The sequence below is a fragment of the Streptomyces griseofuscus genome (assembly GCF_014673495.1).
GTDB lineage: Bacteria > Actinomycetota > Actinomycetes > Streptomycetales > Streptomycetaceae > Streptomyces > Streptomyces murinus.
In genome coordinates, this window is the sequence record NZ_CP051006.1 from 7,735,328 (window position 1) to 7,753,277 (window position 17,950).

A 17,950-nucleotide genomic window follows, 5' to 3' on the forward strand; every position below is an offset into this window, starting at 1 on the left:
GCAGGCGGGGGCCCCGACGAGCCCAGGAGGGCGGCGAGCATGGCCGTACATCCCGAGGGAACGCCCTGCTGGGCCGATGCGATGTTCACCGACCTGGAGAGCGCCAAGAAGTTCTACGGCGAGGTCCTCGGCTGGACCTTCGGCGACTCCACGGCGGAGTACGGCCACTACACGCAGGCATCCGTCGACGGCAGGGCCGTCGCCGCCGTCGTCCCGCCGATGCCCGGCCAGGAGGGCCAGTCGCGGTGGTGCCTGTACCTCGCCTCGCCGGACGCCGCCGCCACGGCGGAGAAGATACGGCGGCACGGCGGTGACGTACTGATGGAGCCCATGCGGGTCGGCGACTTCGGCACCATGTGCCTGGCCCGCGAGCCCAGCGGGGCCGTGTTCGGGGTGTGGCAGGCAGGCACCCACGAGGGCTTCGAGGCGACGGCGGTGCCGGGCGCCTACTGCTGGGCCGAGGTGTTCACCCGCGAACCCGAGAGGACGGACGCGTTCTTCCGCGCGGTCTTCCCGTACCGCACCAAGGACATCGTGGACGGCACGGTGGACTTCCGGATCTTCGAGGTGGGGGAGGAGACCGTGCTCGGACGGATGCGGATGACCGACGACTTCCCGCCCGAGGTGCCCTCGTACCTCAATGTCTACTTCACCGTCGCGGACTGCGACGCGGCCGTCGCCGCGGCGGGTCGGCTCGGCGGCACCCTCCGCTTCGGGCCGATGAGCAGCCCCTTCGGCCGGTTCGCGACGATCAGCGATCCCCAGGGCGCCGACTTCTCGGTGATCGACATCACGACCACCGAGGGCGAGCCGCCCCGGATCAAGGACGCCTGAGCGCGGGCCTCGCCGGCCCGGTCGGGGCACCGGCGCCGTCATGGGATGATCGTGCGCATGCGTGAACGAGTGGTGGCCGCGTGCGACGGGGCTTCGAAGGGAAACCCCGGACCGGCCGGATGGGCGTGGGTGGTCTCGGACGAGGACGAGCGGACGCCCGCTCGCTGGGAGGCGGGCCCGCTGGGCCGGGCCACCAACAACGTCGCCGAACTCACCGCCCTGGAGCGGCTGCTGAGCTCCGTCGACCCCGCCGTCGAGCTGGAGATCCGGATGGACTCCCAGTACGCGATGAAGGCCGTCACCACCTGGCTGCCCGGCTGGAAGCGAAACGGCTGGAAGACGTCAGGGGGCAAGCCGGTCGCCAACCAGGAGCTGGTGGTCAGCATCGACGCGCTCCTGGAGGGCCGCTCGGTGGAGTTCCGCTACGTCCCGGCCCACCAGGTCGACGGCGACCCGCTCAACGACTTCGCCGACCGCGCGGCCAGCCAGGCCGCCGTCGTGCAGGAGGCGGCGGGCAGCGAGCTGGGCTCGCCGGTGCCGCCGCCCTCACCCGACACGCCCAAGTCGGGCGCCCCGCGCAAGAAGACGGCCCGCCGCCCCGGGGGCGCGTCCGCCGCGTCCTCCTCGTCGCGCACCATCAAGGCGAAGTTCCCCGGGCGCTGCCTGTGCGGCCGCTCCTACGCGGCGGGCGAGTCCATCGCCAAGAACGCGCAGGGCTGGGGCCACCCGGAGTGCCGCACCGCCGAGGCGTGAGCGGGCCGCCGCCCGAGCGACCCGGCCTCCCGCGGGAGCGGGCGCCGGGTGACAGACTGTCGCCATGGACGAACGTGTAATCGACAGATCGGGTCAGTGGGCGTCGGCGGTCGGACTCGGCACCTGGCAACTGGGCGCGGACTGGGGCGATGTGGCCGAGAAGGACGCACTGGCCGTCCTGGAGGCCGCCGCCGAGTCCGGGGTCACCTTCTTCGACACCGCCGACGTCTACGGCGACGGGCGCAGCGAGCAGACCATCGCCGCCTTCCTGAGCGGCCGCCCCGATCTGCATGTGCTGGTGGCCACCAAGATGGGCCGCCGCGTCGACCAGCTCCCCGAGAACTACGTCCTCGACAACTTCCGCGCCTGGAACGACCGTTCGCGGCGCAATCTCGGCGTCGACCGGATCGACCTGGTGCAGCTGCACTGCCCGCCCACCCCCGTCTACTCCACCGACGCGGTCTACGACGCGCTGGACACCCTGGTCGAGGAGGAGCGCATCGCCGCGTACGGCGTGAGCGTGGAGACCTGCGCGGAGGCGCTGGCCGCGATCGCCCGGCCGCACGTGGCCAGTGTGCAGATCATCCTCAACCCGTTCCGGATGAAGCCGCTGCGCGAGGTGCTGCCCGCCGCCCGCGCGGCCGGTGTCGGCATCATCGCCCGGGTGCCGCTCGCCTCCGGGCTGCTGTCCGGCAAGTACACCAAGGACACCGTCTTCGCCGCGAACGACCACCGCACCTTCAACCGGCACGGCGAGGCGTTCGACCAGGGCGAGACCTTCTCCGGCGTCGACTACGAGACCGGTGTGGAGGCCGCCGCCGAGTTCGCGGCGCTCGCCCCCGAGGGCTACACCCCGGCCCAGCTGGCGCTGCGCTGGATCATCGAGCAGGAGGGCGTCACCACGGTCATCCCCGGCGCCCGCAACCCCGAGCAGGCCCGCGCCAACGCGACCGCCGCGAAGCTGCCGCCGCTGCCGCCCCAGACGCTCACCGCGATCCGGGACCTGTACGAGCGGCGGATCGCGGAGCAGGTCGAGCACCGCTGGTAGCCGCGCGGGCGCACACCGTTTGAAGGCGCGGCCGGGCGGTTACCCGGATCGCATGACCGAGGACGACCGCCGCCGGGGGCGCCATGAGACCGAGGAGGAGCGGGCCGACCGGATGTGGGGTGAACTCATCCAGGAGGTCCGCGTCGCCCAGACGGGCGTGCAGATCCTGTTCGGCTTCCTGCTGACCGTCGTCTTCTACCCGAAGTACGGCCAACTGCCCAACACCGACCAGCACATCTACATCGTCACCGTGGTGCTCGGCGCCTGCACCACCGGCGCCCTGATCGGACCGGTCTCGCTGCACCGCCTGGTCTCCGGGCGCCGGGTCAAACCCCGGGCGGTGCGGCTCGCCGCCCGGCTGACCTTCCTCGGCCTGGTGCTGCTGCTGGCCACCATGACCTCGGCGCTGCTGCTCATCCTGCGGGTGGCCACCCGCGACAGCTATGTCCCCTGGCTGGTCGCGGCCGTCGTCGCCTGGTACCTGGTGTGCTGGTTCGGCCTCCCGCTGTGGGCCAGGCGCCGGCACACCACCGACCCGGAAAACCGGTAACGGCCCGGCGAGCGGGACGCGTAGGGTCCCGCCATGCCCGAGCTGCAACCGCTGCGCCCCGATCACGCCCCCGCGCTGCTCGCCTTCGAGCGGGAGAACCGGGCGTACTTCGCCCGCGCCGTTCCCGACCGGGGCGACGAGTACTTCGCCCGGTTCGCCGAGCGGCACCGGGCGCTGCTCGCCGAACAGGAGGCGGGCGGCTGCCGCTTCCATGTCGTGACCGGCCCGGAGGGGGAGATCCTCGGCCGGATCAACCTCGTGGACATGGCGGACGGCGGCGCCGACCTCGGCTATCGGATCGCCGAGCGCGCCACCGGCCGGGGCCTGGCGACCTGGGCCGTACGGGAGCTGTGCGCACGGGCCGCCGGCACGTACGGGCTGACCTTTCTGAGGGCCGCGAGCAGGGTGGAGAACCTGGCCTCGCGGGCCGTGCTGGCGCGCACCGGCTTCAGCGTGGTCGGCGAGACCCGGCTGTCCGGCCTGCCGGGCCTCACCTACCGCCGCGCGCTGACGGCCGCCCCGTGACGACAGCCGCTCATCCGGTGGCGAGGATGTCCGCCAACAGCTCGTCCACGGGGGCTTGTTCACGGCCCGGCGGCACGATCTCCCGGGTCTCGCGCAGGAACATGGCCACGGCGGGCGCCCAGGCGTGCACCACCGCGCGCTGCCGGCCGCCGTCCGGGCGCGGCTCCCCGAGGAACTCCAGGCGCAGTTCGTGCCACATCCCGGTGTCGGCGGGCCGCAGCCGTACGTCGCCGACGCCGACCGGCCTGTCCAGTCCCTCGGCGAGCATCTCCCGGTCCAGGCGCCACTGGGCCAGCACATGGCCGTCATGGGCGAAGACGATCGTGACGGCGAAAGGGTCGTCGGCGTCGTAACCGAGATGGGCGAGGACCGGGAAGCGGGCGGTGCCGGGGGCGTGGAGCTGCACCACCAGGGTCTTGTGCACGAAGGTGTTCACGCTGGGAACCTCCCGGGACGATCGGCGTATGGGCCTCAGGTACCCCGTTCGCCCCGGTCAAGGCCCTGTCAGCCGAACGCCTCCCGCAGTGCGGGCAGCAGGGTCTTCGCCGACCAGTGAAGGAACTCGGTCTGGGTGTCGCCACCGATCTGCACCAGGGCGAGCTCCTCGAACCCCGCCTGCGCGTACGGTCGTACGGCCTCCACGAAGGCGTCCGGGTCGTCGCCGCACGGAAGGGAGGCGGCCACGTCGTCGGGGGTGACGAATTGGGTCGCGGACTCGAAGGAGTCGGGGTGGGGCAGCTCGGCGTTCACCTTCCAGCCGAGGCCGAACCAGCGGAACTGGGCGTGGGCGCGCTTGACGGCCGTGTCCCGGTCGGGGTCGTAGCTCACCGGCAGCTGGCCGACGCGGGGCTTGCCGCGACCGCCGTGGCGGTCGAACGCCGTGAGCAGTTCGGGCTTCGGCTCGGTCGCGATCAGCAGGTCGCCGCGCTCTCCGGCGAGCCGGCAGGACTGCTCGCCGGAGACCGCGATGCCGATCGGCGGGGGCTGCTCCGGTATGTCCCACAGCTTGGCCGACTCCACCTGGTAGTGCCGGCCGTGGTGGGTGACGTGCTCGCCCCCGAACAGCGCGCGGATGATCTCCACGGCCTCTTCCAGCATCTCGTGGCGCACGTCCACCGGGGGCCAACCGCCGCCCACCACATGCTCGTTCAGATTCTCACCGGCGCCGAGCCCGAGCCGGAACCGGCCCTCGGACAGCAGCTGCACGGTCGCCGCCTTCTGGGCCACGACGGCCGGGTGATAGCGCCGGATGGGACAGGTCACGTAGGTCATCAGCGGGATGCGCGAGGTGGCCTGCGCGGCGGCGCCCAGCACGCTCCACGCGTAGGAGGAGTGCCCCTGCGCACGCAGCCACGGGAAGTAGTGGTCCGAGATCACCGAGAAGTCGAACCCCGCCTCCTCGGCGCCCACCACATGCTCCACCAGTTCCCGGGGCCCGGCCTGCTCGGTCATCATCGTGTATCCGATTCGCACCATAGGTGCCGAGTCCCCGGCTCGCGTCCATGAAAACGAAAAGGGGGCGGCCGGGCTCCGCGGGCAGGTGGGGAACGGCAGGGACCCGGGGGACTCACCCCAGCCCGAAGCGCTCCGCCCAGGCCGTCACCTCGGCCAGCGTCGTGTTGCCGCCGCACACCACGAGGCCCAGATGGGCGCCGGGACCGACGCGGGAGAGGATCTCGCGGGCGGCCGGGAGCAGACAGCCCGCGGCCGGCTCCGCCCAGAGCTTGGCGTGGATGGAGAGGTCCAGGCAGCCCTGGACGGCCTCGTGGTCGGGGACCACCAGGACGTTCTCGACCAGCTTGGCGGCGTGGTCGTAGGTCAGCCGGGACACCGCGGGCGCGCTGAGGGTGGTGACCAGGGAGGACAGCGGGACCGGCACCGGGCCGCCCGCCGTCAGCGCGGCCGACATCGCCTCGGCGCCCGCCGTCTCCACGCCCCACACCCGCACCCCGGGCCGCCGGGCCCGCAGCGCCGCCGCGACGCCCGAGATCAGCCCGCCCCCGCCGATGCTGACGACGACGTCCGTCAGGTCCTCGGCGGCGTCCTCGGCCAGTTCGAGGCCGGCCGTGCCCTGCCCGGCGATCACGGCCGGGTCGTCGAACGGATGGACCAGCGTCAGCCCCTCGTCCGCGAGCCGCATCCCCAGCTCGAAGGCGCCGTCCATGCCGTCGGTCAGCCGCAGCGACGCCCCGGCCTCCTCGGCGAGCGCACGCGAACGCGCGGGCGCGGTGCGGGGCATCACCACGGTCGCCTTCACATCCAGGGCCGCCGCCATCACCGCGAGCGCGATCCCGTGGTTGCCGCCGCTGACCGCGACCACGCCCGCGGCCCGCTCCGCCTCGCTCAGCGACAGCAGCTTCGCCGCCGCCCCGCGCGCCTTGAACGAGCCGGTGCGCTGGAGCAGTTCGAGCTTGACGGTGACCGGGGCGCCGAGCAGCGCGCCGAGCCCGGGGCTCGGCACGGTCGGCGTACGCACCACATGCGGGGCGATCAGCCCGGCCGCGGCTTCGATCTCAAAGATGCCGATCAAGGTGTGCACCCTTCCCGTTCAGTGCTGCTGCGGCTTGTGCTGGGTCAGCTCGCTCGGACGTACGACGACCACGCCCTCGCCCCGCAGCATCAGCTGTACGGCCTCGCCGGAGCCGCCGCGCAGCATCGACCCTATCGACTGCGAGCGGTGCAGCGAGGTCTCCAGCGACTCGCTCCAGCCGACCACCGCGTCCGTGTCGACGTACACCGGCTGCTCCGCCGAGACCGGGATGACCAGCGGATCGCCCTCGCAGACCAGACCGAGCCGGCCGCTGCCGCTGAACACGCTGTTGAACAGGCCGCCCGCGGTGATGCCCGAGCCCTTGACCGTCCGGATCTCGTACGACAGCGACGGGTCGAAGCACAGCACATGCCGGCCGCCCACGGTGAACCGGTCGCCGGGCTCCATCTCCACGACGAAGCAGTTGTGCGCCTCGTGCGCGAGCCAGACCTCGCCCCTCCCGCGCACCGCCATCAGGGGCAGCCCCTCCCCGGTGACCGCGCGCTTGAGCATGCCCCCGACGCCCTGCCCCTTGCGCTCGAACCGCAGCGCACCGCGGTGGGCGACCATCGCGCCCTGCCGGGCGTACATCTCGCCGTCCACCGCGTACCGCAGGCACTTGGCGTTCTCGACGGACATCCCGGGTTCGCCGGCCGCCCGCACCATGTGCCGACTGGAAAAGAGATCACCCTTCATGCGGGCATCCTGACCCCAGGGCACACCTTCTGCCAAGATCAGGACGCCCCCGCTTCTAGCCTTCTAGCCTTCTAGTCCTTGCCCGCGGCCGGGGGCCAGCGCTTGCCCTGTTTGCCGCAGAACGCCGAATCCAGCGCCCCCGCGAGGGTGTCGAGCACCTTGCCGTTGTTGGACGTGGTGGCGACCGCCGTCATGCTCCGGCCGCCGTCCTTCGTCGCGAACGCGTAGGTGTAGTAGCCCTGCACCGTCCCCGTGTGCCCGTACACCGAGATCCCGCAGGACAGATCGCGGCGCCGCAGCCCGAGCCCGTACGCCGTGGTGGCGTTGACCCGGTTCATCTTCTCCATCTCGGCCAGCCGCGCCGCCGACATCAGCCTGCCGCCGAGCAGCGCGCTGTAGAAGGTGTTCAGGTCCTGCGCGCTGGAGATGATCGCGCCCGCGCTCTGCGCCCATGACACCGTCTGCTCGGTGGCGTCCACCAGCGGATCGCCCGCCTTGTCGGGGGTGAGGTAGCCATGCGCGTGGGCGCCGGGGATCGCGGTGTCGGGATGGACGTAGAACGTGTCCTGGAGCTTCAGCGGCCCGAAGATCCGGTTCTGGTACTCGGTCCGCACCGAGTGCCCGGTGATCTTCTCGATGAGCATGCCGGCGACCACGAAGTTGGTGTTCGAGTACGAGTACGCCGCGCCGGGCGCGTTGGTGCGGGGGTGCTTCAGGGACAGCGCCACCAACTCCCGGTACGTGAACACCTTGTCGCGGACCGCCTCGAACCCGGGGACGCTGTCGGCGAACATGTCGTTCGTGAAGTCGTACAGCCCGCTGCGGTGGCTGAGCACCTGGCGCACCGTGATCGCGTCGTCCGGCAGCAGCCCCGGCAGATAGCGGTTCACCGGCGCGTCCAGCTCCAGCCGGTGCTCGTCGACGAGTTGCAGCAGGACGACCGCCGAGAAGGACTTGGTGACGCTGCCGACGCGGAACCGGTCCCCGGCGTCCATGGCCCGCCGGGTGCCGCGGTCGGCGTACCCGTACGTCGTCCGGTACATCGTGCCGTGGTCGTCGACCCGGGCCAGCGCGCCCGGCGCGCCCTGGGCCACCGCCGACCGAAGCACCGCGGTCAGACCCGCCGTGTCGGGCGCCGGAAGCCCCTCCGCCGCGGCCGACTTCACCGCCGGTACCGCGAGCAGCGACAGCGCGACCGCTCCGAGGACCGCGCCCCTGCTCACCGTGGCTGACACCATCGGGCATCCACTCCCATCCGTACGACTGCCGATGCGACATCGGTCACATTCCGGCCTGGGAACCTAGGGGATCGAGGCCACGTCTCCACAGCCGACACACAGTTGGTCATTCCTCGATCACTCTCTGGCGCCGCTTTGCAAAGGATTGCCCTAGAAGATCGCGAAATGGATCATTCCTGGTTTACGTGCACATGACTGATCCGTAAGGGTGAGCCCTCGGGGGCCCGACCAGCCCCCTGGCGCCGAAGGGCGCCATGTCACAGGGCGGTTGACGATCCGCCGCCCTTCACAGAAGGAACCCTGATCAGATTGCGTAAACCGCACATACGCTCAGTCGCGGTCGCGGTCGCGGTGGCGACCGCCGCAACGGGCCTGGCCGGCACGGCCTTCGCGAGCCCCACGACGGGGGAGGCGCGCTCCGTCGCGTCCGTCACCGACTCCGCCGCCGTGGTGACCGCGGCTCGCACCGCGGCCTTCGCGCACGCGTCCGCGACCGGCGTCTCCACGGGCGACGAACTCCGGGCCCAGGACGTCATGCTGGACCCCGAGGGCGCCCGGCACGTCCGCTTCGAGCGCACCCACAACGGCATGCCGGTGCTCGGCGGCGACCTCGTGGTCCACCTCGACCACAAGCTCGCCTACACGGGCGTGACCCGCGCGGCCGGCCAGACCGTCAAGCCGGCCGCCGCCACCAAGGCCAAGCTGACCGCCGGTCAGGCCGCAGCCAAGGCCGCCCGGGCGGCCAAGGGCGAGGCCGGCACCGCCCAGCTCGTCGTGGACGCCCGCGACGGCGCCTCCGCGCTCGCCTACCAGGTGACCGTGACCGACCAGGACGGCACCAACACCGTCGTGGTCGACGCCGTCACCGGCAAGGTGCGCAGCAACACGCCCGACAGCGACCAGTTCCTGTCGCCGAAGCTCGTCAAGACCCTTCAGAAGAGCGGCGTGACGGCCTCCCCGTCCACGGGCGACGCGCATGCCGCCGCCCTGGGCCGCGCCGACGCCCCCACCGGTGTCAAGACGGCCTTCCCGTCCGCCGCGAACGGCACGGGCAAGACCCTCTACGTCGGCAGCGTCGGTCTCACCACCACGCAGACCTCGCGCGGCCACTACCAGCTCGCCGACCCGAGCCGGTACGGCACCGAGGTGCGCGACGCCAAGGGCAAGAGCACGGAGAGCTTCAACGCCGGTACGAAGTTCACCGGCACCAGCAACGTCTGGGGCAACGGCGCGACCTCCAACCGCGCCAGCGCCGCCGCGGACGCCCAGTACGGCATCACCAAGACGCTGGACTTCTACAAGAAGACGTTCGGCCGCAAGGGGATCGCCGACAACAGCAAGGCCGCCCACGGCCTGGTGCACTGGGGCAACAAGGTCGCCAACGCCTTCTGGGACCCGACCTGCAACTGCATGCTGTACGGCGACGGTGACGGCCAGACCTTCAAGAAGCCGCTGGTCGTCCTCGACGTCACCGGTCACGAGCTGACCCACGGCGTGGTGGACTCGACCGCCAAGCTGGAGCCGACCTACGTCGACGAGGACGGCAACCAGTACGGCGAGCCGGGCGCGCTCAACGAGTCGCTGGCGGACATCTTCGGCTCCAACGTCGAGTTCTACGCCAACAACAAGCAGGACACGCCCGACTACCTGATCGGCGAGAAGCTGGGCCTTGCGCAGAAGTTCCTGCGCCGCCTGGACCACCCCTCGCTGGACAAGCTCGAGGGCACGATCGACTACTGGACGCCGGACACCTACTACACCGAGGTGCACGCCGGTTCCGGTGTCTCGTCGCACGCCTACTACCTCCTCGCGGAGGGCAGCGGCAAGAAGACGATCAACGGCGTGGCGTACAACTCGCCGACGTACAACAAGTCCACGGTGAAGGGCATCAGCCGTACCAAGGCCACCGCCATCTTCTACCGTGCGCTGACCCGCTACATGGTGTCCACGACCGACTTCCACGGCGCGCGCCTCGCGACGCTCCAGGCGGCCAAGGACCTGTACGGCGCGAACAGCACCGAGTACAAGACGGTGAACCAGGCGTGGGCGGCGGTCAATGTGACCGCCGCGAACACGCCGGCCGCCAAGCACTGACGGCTTCGCGTACGACCGGATGCCCCGCCTCGCGCGGGGCATCCGCATGTCCGGGCCGGTGCGGGGCAACCGGACCTCCCGACACCGCCGGAGTCACGGACGGTGGCGAGCCGACGAGGGAGGGGAATCGATGACCGCCCACCGAGGTGCGGATCCGGGCCCGCGGCGGGACCATGTCGTGCGTGGGATACGCGGGTACGGCCGCGGGGGTCCGGCCGGGCTCCGATGGGCCGGGCGCCTCGTGAACGGCCGGTGCGGGCGCGGTTGCCGCCTCGCCGCGGCCCTGCTGACGGTCGCCGCCTGCCAGGCCGGGCCCACCCGCGCGGTGCTCCATCCACCCGGCGCCCCGGGCCGGCCCTCCGGCGTGCTGACCTGGGCGGCGAGCGCCGAACGCATGGGTGCGGGCGTCGCGGGCGCGCAGTACCGGATGATCGTGCACACCAGCGTCGGCGGCAGCGCGCCGCGGATCCGCTTCACCAACGCCTTCGGCGACCGCCCGCTGACCCTCGACCATGTCTACGCGGGCCTGCGCGCCCGGGGCGCCGCCCTGCGTCCCGGCGGCAACCACGCCCTGACCTTCGGCGGCGCCCATCGCATCACGGTCCCCGCCGGCTCCGTGGCCTGGAGCGATCCGCTGCCCGGCCGGGTGCCCGCCGGTGCCGACCTCGCGGTGAGCCTGCGCACCCCGGGGGCCGGGGGCCCGGCCAGCGGTCATGAACTGGCCCTACAGACGTCGTACACGGGGCTGGGCGGCGACCTCACCGCCGAGGACGGCGGCGCCCAGTGGGCGCGGACCACCGGCGCCTGGTGGTACGTGGACGCCGTCGCCGTACGCCCCGACCGCCCGGCCACCGGCGCCGTGGCCGCGCTCGGCGACTCCCTCACCGACGGCTGGCAGTCCACCGCCGACCGCAACCGCCGCTGGCCCGACTACCTGGCCCGGCGCCTGCACACGGCCGGCGGCGCCCTTCAGGGCGTGGCCGACGAGGGCATATCCGGCGACAAACTGCTCGCCGACGGCGCCGGGGACGGCGCCGGGCAGAGCATCCTGCACCGCCTGGACCGGGATGTGCTGTCCCAGCCCGGGGTGCGTACCGTCGTCCTCTTCGCGGGCGTCAACGACCTCAAGGCGCACACCGGCGTCACGGCGGCCGAACTCATCGCCGGATACCGGCGGTTGGCGCACCGGGCGCACGCGGCCCACCTGTGCGTGGTGGCCGCCACCATCAGTCCCTTCAAGGGCTGGCCGGAGTGGGACCACGACGCGGAGGCCGTACGCGGCGAGGTCAACCACTACCTCCGCACCCGCCGGGAGTTCGACGCCGTCGCCGACTTCGACCGCACCCTGCGCGACCCCCGCGACCCCGAGCGACTGTGGCCGCGGTACGACGGCGGCGACCATCTGCACCCCGGTGACCGGGGCATGCGGGCCCTCGCCGACAGCCTCGACCTGAAGCGGCTGGACTGCGCGCGCTGAGGCTCAAGTCCCGAGGCTCACCCCAGGGTTCGCGCCCAGTCCTTCGGCACCCGCTCCGCCGGGCCCGGCACCGGCTGATCGGCGGGATGCCCGGCCGGAGGGGCGAGTTCGGGTCCCTCGGGGAACAGTTCCTCGGTCGCGAAGTTCCAGAACCACGCCTCGTCCGGCTCGAAGCTGCGGATCACCGGATGCCCGGTGGCCCGGTAGTGCGCGGTGGCGTGCTTGGCGGGCGAGTCGTCGCAGCAGCCGATGTGCCCGCACTGGGCGCAGCGCCGCAGATGGAACCACCAGCCGCCCGCCGCCTCGCACTCCAGGCAACCGGTGCCGCTCGGCGGGACGTTCGGTTCGATGCCCTCGACGCCGCTCATACGGCCTCCTCCGTTCGTTGTTCGGCCGAGTCGGCCGACTCGGGCTGTTCGGCGGTCAGCGGCAGCAGCACCTGGAAGCGGGTGTCGCCGGGCTCCGAGTCGACCCGCAGCGTGCCGTGGTGCTTGTTGACGACGATCCGCCAGGAGATGTCCAGACCGAGCCCGGTGCCCTCGCCGACCGGCTTGGTGGTGAAGAACGGGTCGAAGATCCGGCCCCTGATCTCCGCCGGGATCCCGGGCCCGGTGTCCCGGAACTCCACCAGCACCCGGTCGTGGTCCCGTGCCGTGCGCACCGTCAGGGTGCCCTCGCCGCCCGAACTCCGCATCGCCGAGACAGCGTTGTCGATGAGGTTGGTCCACACCTGGTTCAGCTCCGCCGGGTAGGCGGGCACCGGCGGGAGCGCCCGGTCGTACTCCCTGACCACCCGGATGCCGGAGCCGAACTTGGCCGACAGCATCAGCAGTGTGCTCTCCAGGAGTTCGTGCACGTCCACCGCGCGGTACGGCGCCCGGTCCAGCTGCGAGTACTGCTTGGCCGCGTCCACCAGATGCGAGATGCGGGTGGTGGAATCCTCGATCTCGGTCATCAACAGCTCGGTCTCGACGGTGTAGTTGAGCCAGCCGATCGCGCCCGGCAGGATCTCCTCGTCCACCGCCGCCGCGACCTGCTCCAGCCAGTCGGCGTCGAGTCCCGCCTGGACGAAGGTCGGTGCCAGCTGCCAGCCGTCCGCGATGCCATGGTCGTCCAGCCAGTCCCCGAGCAGATCCTCCCGGTCGGCGGCCTCCAGCGGACTGAGCGCCGGGGCCTTCGCCACCCGCTCGGCGGTGCGCTCCTGGATCTCGACCAGGCTCGCCAACGCGTCCCGGGAGAACGGCCCTTCGGCGATCACGGCCAGCTTGCGCCGCATCTTCGCCACCCGCTCCCGCAAGGTGGCGGTGGCCCGTACGGCAGCGGCCGCCGGGTTGTTCAGCTCATGGGTGAGCCCCGCCGACAGCGAGCCGAGCGCCAGCAGCCGCTCCCGCTGCCCGATTGCCGCCTGGGTGTTCTTCGAGCCGAAGAACAGGCCCTCCAGCAGATGCACCGCCATCGGGAACCACTCGTGCATCACCTCCGCGAAGAGGTCGGCCGGCAGCACGAAGAACCGTGTCGGCTCCGTGACCCGCAGCGAGTTGGTGTACACCTGCCGCACCCGGTCGCCCAGGTACGCCTGCATCGCGCCGCCGTACACCCCGCGCTGCGAGGTCCGGGCGACCTCCACGTCGTCCCCGCCGACCCGGCGCGACATTACCGCCGTCCCCTCGACCATCACGAAGAAGCAGGTCGCCGGGTCGCCCTCGGTGTACACCGGGCCCGGCGGGAACAGCTCCACCCGGCCCTCGGCGCACAGCCGCCCCAACTGCTCGGGGTCCAGCTTCTCGAAGAGGAACAGCGACCGGATCTCTTTCGGGTTGCACGGCATGATCTGCCCGCTCATGACTGCTCCAGATACCGGTGGACGAGCATGACGGCCATCGCGCCCTCGCCGACGGCGGACGCGACACGCTTCGCGGACTCGGCGCGCGCGTCGCCCGCCACGAACACCCCGGGCACGCTGGTCTCCAGGTGGTACGGCGGCCGGTCCAGCTCCCAGCCGGCCGGTGGTGTGCCGTCGGGGGTCAGATCGGGTCCGGCCAGGATGAAACCGCGCTCGTCGCGCAGCACGCTGTCGCCGAGCCAGTCGGTCAGCGGGGCCGCGCCGATGAACACGAACAGCCACTGGGCGTCGACCCGTTCGGTCTCCCCGGTCCCGGTGTGACGAAGCGTCAGCTGTTCCAGATGACCCGAGCCATGGGCCGCGTCCACCACCGTGCGGCAGCGCACCTCGATGTTCGGCGCCTCGGTGATCTGCTGGATCAGGTAGTACGACATCGACGCCGACAGATCCGCGCCGCGCACCAGCAGCGTCACCGACTTGGCGCCCCGGGCGAGGTACATCGCCGCCTGGCCCGCCGAGTTGGCGCCGCCGACGATGTACACGTCCTGGCCCTGGCAGCCGGCCGCCTCGGTCAGCGCCGAACCGTAGTACACCCCGCAGCCGGTCAGGTCCGTGCACCCCTCGGCCTCAAGTTGCCGGTACTGCACGCCGGTCGCCAGGATCACGCTGTGCGCGGCGATCGCGGTCCCGTCCGCGAACCGTACGACCCGGGCGGCGCCGCCCGTCTCCAGGGCCGTCACCTCGCGCGCGGTCAGGATCTCGGCGCCGAACCGGCCCGCCTGCCGCCGCGCCCGGTCGGTGAGCTGGGCGCCGGAGACACCGTCCGGGAAGCCCAGGTAGTTCTCGATGCGGGAACTCTGTCCGGCCTGGCCGCCGGTCGCCGAGCGCTCCACGAGCACCGTACGCAGCCCCTCCGAGGCCCCGTACACGGCCGCGCCGAGCCCGGCCGGGCCGCCGCCGATCACCACCAGGTCGTAGAAGTCGGCCGTCGGCGTCGTGGCCAGGCCCACCCGCGCGGCCAGTTCGGGCGCCTCGGGTTCGACCAGCGCCGAACCGTCCGGGGTGACCACCACCGGTAGCCGCTGCCCGTCCTGTCCGGCCGCCGCCAGCAGCCGCTGCCCCTCCGGCTCATCCACCGAGTACCAGCGGTAGGGCACCTGGTTGCGGGCCAGGAACTCCCGCACGTCCGAGGAGGGCGCCGACCAGCGGTGCCCCACCACCTTGGTGCTCGGCACCGGCTTGTGATCGCTGGCCCGCCATGCCGTCAGGAGATCGTCCAGCACCGGATAGAGCTTCTCCTCCGGCGGATCCCAGGGCTTGAGCAGATAGTGGTCGAGGTCCACCACGTTGATCGCGTCGATCGCCGCGTTGGTGTCCGCGTACGCGGTCAGCAGCACCCGCCGCGCCCCCGGGTACACATCGAGCGCCTGCTCAAGGAACTCGATGCCGTTCATCTGCGGCATCCGGTAGTCGGCCAGGATCACCGCCACGAGATCGCCGCGCAGCTTCAGTTCCCGCAGCGCGTCCAGCGCGGACGGCCCGGACTCGGCGCGCACGATCCGGTACGAGGCTCCGTAGCGGCGTCTCAGATCGCGGGCGACGGAGCGGGAGACCCCCGGGTCGTCGTCCACGGTCAGAATGACGGTCCGCGTCGCGTCGGCGGCCGGTGTCATCGGGGCCTGTGTCCTGGGCGCGGCCTGTGTCATGGATCTCCACCCCGAGCGTCGGAATCCCGCGGCGCGGTGGCACGGGCGCCACCGCACCGGTACGCGCCCATCGTATGTTCGATCGCCCGGCTTCGCCCCGGTGTCCAGGCCCGCCCGCGCCCCGGAGGGCCGGGGTCCGGCCGGGGCGCACCGTGTCCGATAGTGGGCATCAGCAGCATGAACGGGCGGTACGACGAGGAGGCCACGGATGACACGGGCGATCACGGCAGGGCTCGACGGCACGGAGGAGAGCCTGGCCGCGCTGGACTGGGCGGCCAGGGAGGCCGTACGCCGGGGGCTGCCCCTGCGGGTCCTGCACGCGTGGCACCACGCCGAGAAGCTCGCCGGGGCCGACCGCGACACCCAGCGGGGCTGGGCCGAGGAGGGCGTCGCACAGGCGGTGCGCCAGGTCGCCGAGCGGCATCCGGAGCTCACGGTGAGCGTCGAGGTGGTCGAGGAGGACGCCGCCCCGGCGCTGGGCCGCGCGGCCCGGGACGCGGAGATGCTGGTGCTGGGCTCGCGCGGGCACGGCCCGGTCGTCGGCTTCCTGCTGGGGTCGGTGGGCCGGCAGGTGATCGCCGAGGCCACCAGGCCCGTGGTGCTGGTGCGCGCCGGCGACCGCCCCGCCCTGGAGGCCGCCGGGCGCGAGGTGGTGGTCGGCCAGCACGGCGACGCCGAGGACAGCGCGGCCGCGCTGCGCTTCGCCTTCGAGACGGCCGCGGCCCGCGGCGCCACCGTGCGTGCCGTACGGGCCTGGACCCTGCCGCCGGTCTTCGCCTACAGCCCCGGCTCGCTCAGGCTGCTGGACGAGGCCGGGGGCCTGGAGCCGTACGAGAAGCAGGCGCTGGCCGACGCGCTGCGGCCCTGGCGCGAGCGGTTCCCCGGGGTGCCGGTGGCCGAGCAGGTGGAGATGGGCAGCGCGGGACAGGTGCTGCTGTCGCTCGTCGGCCGCGCCCAGCTGATGGTCGTCGGCCGCCGGGCCCGCCGCACCGCCGTGGGCGCCCGGATCGGCTCGGTCGCGCACGGGGTGCTGCACCACGCCGACTGCCCGGTGGCGGTGGTCCCGCACGACTGACCGGCGTCAACTCGCTTTCGACGTACGGGCCTTGCGGGTGGCCCGGTCCCGGGCCTGTTCGGCGGCGGCGCGCACCGCGCCCCGGTGGACCGGACCGTGACCGGGCAGCAGGGTGTCGCCGTCGAGCGCCGCGATCAGATCGAGGGAGGCCACGACCCGGCCGCGGTCATGGTCGAAGAAGCCGGGCAAAAGCTGCGGCCCCTTGGTCCAGGAGACCGCGTGCCCGCTGACCAGGGCGTCCCCGGAGATCACGATGCCGGCCGCGGGCAGGTGGTAGACGCAGTGCCCGTCGGTGTGGCCGGGGGTGTGCACGGGCACCGGGCGGCCCGGCAGGTCGAGCGCGCCCTCCCCGGGGAACGGCTCGGGCGCGGTGACCGGGTTGTGCTCCATGCCGCCCACCTTGATGACATGCGCGGCCCACGGCAGCATGCCCGGCCGCCAGACATTGCGGACGACATCGCCGAGGGTGGCCTGGTGCAGGAACTCCCGCCGGGCGTGCGGGACTTCGGCCGGGTGGAGGTAGATCGGAGTGCCGTAGGTGGAGCGCAGGTACTCGGCCGAACCCAGATGGTCGTTGTGCGCGTGGGTGATCAGCACGGCGGAGACCGCCTCGGGTGAACCGCCCACCGCCGCAAGGGACTCCAGGATTCCCGGCCGGTCCCCGGGATACCCGGTGTCGATCAGGGTGAGGTCGTCCCCGTCCTTCAGGATCACCCAGTTGACGTTGTTGCCGTGCACCAGGTAGGTGCCGTCGGCGACTTGATGTACCTCTGCCCGCATGGTTTCTCCGCGCCCGAGTGCCAGTGATCTTCGGGGGACAGCCAACCAGATCCGTCACCGTGCGGCGCAAGGGGGCGGCGAGAGGTCTCAGCGCACGCCGTGCGGGCGGAACTGCACGCTGATCCGGGGCCCCGCCGCCCGTGCCGTCTTGGGCACGCAGTGCTCCCAGGTGCGCTGGCAGGAGCCGCCCATCACGATCAGATCGCCGTGCCCGAGCGGCCGCCGTACGGTCCCGCCGCCCCCGCCGGCCGGGCGCAGCAGCAGATCGCGGGGCTCGCCCACCGAGAGGATCGCGACCATCGTGTCCTCGCGGGCGCCCTTTCCGATCCGGTCGCCGTGCCAGGCCACGCTGTCCCGCCCGTCGCGGTAGTAGCACAGCCCGGCGGTGGCGAACGGCTCGCCCAGCTCCTTCGCGTAATGCCGGGACAGGGCGGCGCGGGCCTCGTCCAGGACGGGGTGGGGGAGGGGGTCCGCGGCGCCGTAGAAGGCCAGCAGGCGGGGTACGGCGACGACGTTGTCGTACATCTTCCGCCGCTCGGCGCGCCAGGGGACCTCCGCCGCCAGCCGTTCGAACAGGGTGTCGGCGCCGGTCAGCCAGCCGGGCAGGACATCGATCCAGGCGCCGGCGCCGAGCACGGTCCGGCGCAGTCCGCGCAGGGGGCCCAGGCGCAGCTCGTCGGTCTGGTCGAACAGGGAGCCCTGGAGGTGCGTGGCCATGGAGCCAGCGTACTCCGTATTCGAAAATTCGTTCCCATTCGATCAGTGCTTCGAGCGCTGCCGTGCCTTGTGAGCCCTTTCGAT

At 72.3% G+C, this 17,950-nt stretch carries 18 protein-coding genes; 8 read left to right on the forward strand and 10 right to left on the reverse strand.

Annotation, left to right across the window (positions count from 1 at the left end):
- Positions 1–39: 39 nt before the first annotated feature.
- The 5 genes from HEP81_RS35000 to HEP81_RS35020 all read left to right on the forward strand — a co-directional run bounded on the left by HEP81_RS35000 (position 40) and on the right by HEP81_RS35020 (position 3,710).
- On the forward strand, positions 40–834 hold the full coding sequence (locus HEP81_RS35000; RefSeq protein ID WP_037655610.1) for a VOC family protein: 795 nt from the start codon (positions 40–42) through the stop codon (positions 832–834).
- A gap of 45 nt (positions 835–879) precedes the next feature.
- Positions 880–1,587 (forward strand): ribonuclease H family protein, encoded by a 708-nt coding sequence (locus HEP81_RS35005; protein WP_078967364.1) that lies wholly within the window; start codon positions 880–882, stop codon positions 1,585–1,587.
- 64 nt (positions 1,588–1,651) lie between these two features.
- Entirely contained in the window at positions 1,652–2,635 is a 984-nt protein-coding gene (locus HEP81_RS35010) for an aldo/keto reductase (RefSeq protein ID WP_037655608.1), read from the forward strand.
- 52 nt (positions 2,636–2,687) lie between these two features.
- The gene (locus tag HEP81_RS35015) at positions 2,688–3,185 is read left to right on the forward strand and encodes a DUF6328 family protein (protein ID WP_037655607.1); all 498 of its coding nucleotides are present in this window, start codon (positions 2,688–2,690) and stop codon (positions 3,183–3,185) included.
- 33 nt (positions 3,186–3,218) lie between these two features.
- The gene (locus HEP81_RS35020) at positions 3,219–3,710 is read left to right on the forward strand and encodes a GNAT family N-acetyltransferase (RefSeq protein ID WP_037655606.1); all 492 of its coding nucleotides are present in this window, start codon (positions 3,219–3,221) and stop codon (positions 3,708–3,710) included.
- A 10-nt stretch (positions 3,711–3,720) separates the two neighbouring features.
- Here HEP81_RS35020 and HEP81_RS35025 read toward each other — a convergent pair whose 3' ends face one another.
- The 5 genes from HEP81_RS35025 to HEP81_RS35045 form a co-directional block, all read right to left on the reverse strand.
- A complete protein-coding gene (locus tag HEP81_RS35025; RefSeq protein WP_037655605.1) occupies positions 3,721–4,146 on the reverse strand; it encodes an SsgA family sporulation/cell division regulator in 426 nt (141 codons plus the stop codon).
- Between the two features lie 68 nt (positions 4,147–4,214).
- Complete coding sequence (locus HEP81_RS35030) at positions 4,215–5,186, reverse strand: LLM class F420-dependent oxidoreductase (RefSeq protein ID WP_037655604.1); 972 nt, start codon at positions 5,184–5,186, stop codon at positions 4,215–4,217.
- A gap of 91 nt (positions 5,187–5,277) precedes the next feature.
- Positions 5,278–6,240 (reverse strand): pyridoxal-phosphate dependent enzyme, encoded by a 963-nt coding sequence (locus HEP81_RS35035; RefSeq protein WP_037655876.1) that lies wholly within the window; start codon positions 6,238–6,240, stop codon positions 5,278–5,280.
- An 18-nt stretch (positions 6,241–6,258) separates the two neighbouring features.
- A complete protein-coding gene (locus HEP81_RS35040; protein ID WP_037655601.1) occupies positions 6,259–6,936 on the reverse strand; it encodes an AIM24 family protein in 678 nt (225 codons plus the stop codon).
- Between the two features lie 71 nt (positions 6,937–7,007).
- Positions 7,008–8,174 (reverse strand): serine hydrolase domain-containing protein, encoded by a 1,167-nt coding sequence (locus HEP81_RS35045; protein WP_037655600.1) that lies wholly within the window; start codon positions 8,172–8,174, stop codon positions 7,008–7,010.
- A 309-nt stretch (positions 8,175–8,483) separates the two neighbouring features.
- Here HEP81_RS35045 and HEP81_RS35050 point away from each other — a divergent pair, with 309 nt between their 5' ends.
- Complete coding sequence (locus tag HEP81_RS35050; protein ID WP_037655597.1) at positions 8,484–10,268, forward strand: M4 family metallopeptidase; 1,785 nt, start codon at positions 8,484–8,486, stop codon at positions 10,266–10,268.
- A 241-nt stretch (positions 10,269–10,509) separates the two neighbouring features.
- Complete coding sequence (locus HEP81_RS35055) at positions 10,510–11,745, forward strand: SGNH/GDSL hydrolase family protein (protein WP_037655875.1); 1,236 nt, start codon at positions 10,510–10,512, stop codon at positions 11,743–11,745.
- A gap of 17 nt (positions 11,746–11,762) precedes the next feature.
- Here HEP81_RS35055 and HEP81_RS35060 read toward each other — a convergent pair whose 3' ends face one another.
- The 3 genes from HEP81_RS35060 to HEP81_RS35070 are packed head-to-tail and all read right to left on the reverse strand — an operon-like array spanning position 11,763 to position 15,261.
- Positions 11,763–12,113 carry a UBP-type zinc finger domain-containing protein gene (locus tag HEP81_RS35060; RefSeq protein ID WP_190276064.1) on the reverse strand — a complete coding sequence of 117 codons (351 nt, stop codon included), beginning with the start codon at positions 12,111–12,113 and terminating at the stop codon, positions 11,763–11,765.
- A complete protein-coding gene (locus HEP81_RS35065; protein WP_037655593.1) occupies positions 12,110–13,588 on the reverse strand; it encodes an ATP-binding protein in 1,479 nt (492 codons plus the stop codon). The genes HEP81_RS35060 and HEP81_RS35065 overlap by 4 nt, the downstream gene beginning before the upstream one ends.
- A complete protein-coding gene (locus tag HEP81_RS35070; protein WP_037655592.1) occupies positions 13,585–15,261 on the reverse strand; it encodes an FAD-dependent oxidoreductase in 1,677 nt (558 codons plus the stop codon). Before HEP81_RS35070 ends, HEP81_RS35065 begins: the two co-directional genes overlap by 4 nt.
- Positions 15,262–15,502: 241 nt before the next feature.
- Between HEP81_RS35070 and HEP81_RS35075 the strand changes: the two genes are divergently transcribed.
- Complete coding sequence (locus HEP81_RS35075) at positions 15,503–16,369, forward strand: universal stress protein (protein ID WP_037655589.1); 867 nt, start codon at positions 15,503–15,505, stop codon at positions 16,367–16,369.
- Between the two features lie 6 nt (positions 16,370–16,375).
- On the opposite strand, the gene HEP81_RS35080 is transcribed toward HEP81_RS35075, so the two are convergent.
- Both HEP81_RS35080 and HEP81_RS35085 read right to left on the reverse strand, forming a co-directional pair.
- Positions 16,376–17,149, reverse strand: coding sequence for an MBL fold metallo-hydrolase (locus HEP81_RS35080; RefSeq protein WP_037655586.1), 774 nt, complete (start codon positions 17,147–17,149; stop codon positions 16,376–16,378).
- An 87-nt stretch (positions 17,150–17,236) separates the two neighbouring features.
- Positions 17,237–17,866, reverse strand: coding sequence for an alpha-ketoglutarate-dependent dioxygenase AlkB (locus HEP81_RS35085; protein ID WP_037655584.1), 630 nt, complete (start codon positions 17,864–17,866; stop codon positions 17,237–17,239).
- Between the last annotated feature and the right edge of the window lie 84 nt (positions 17,867–17,950).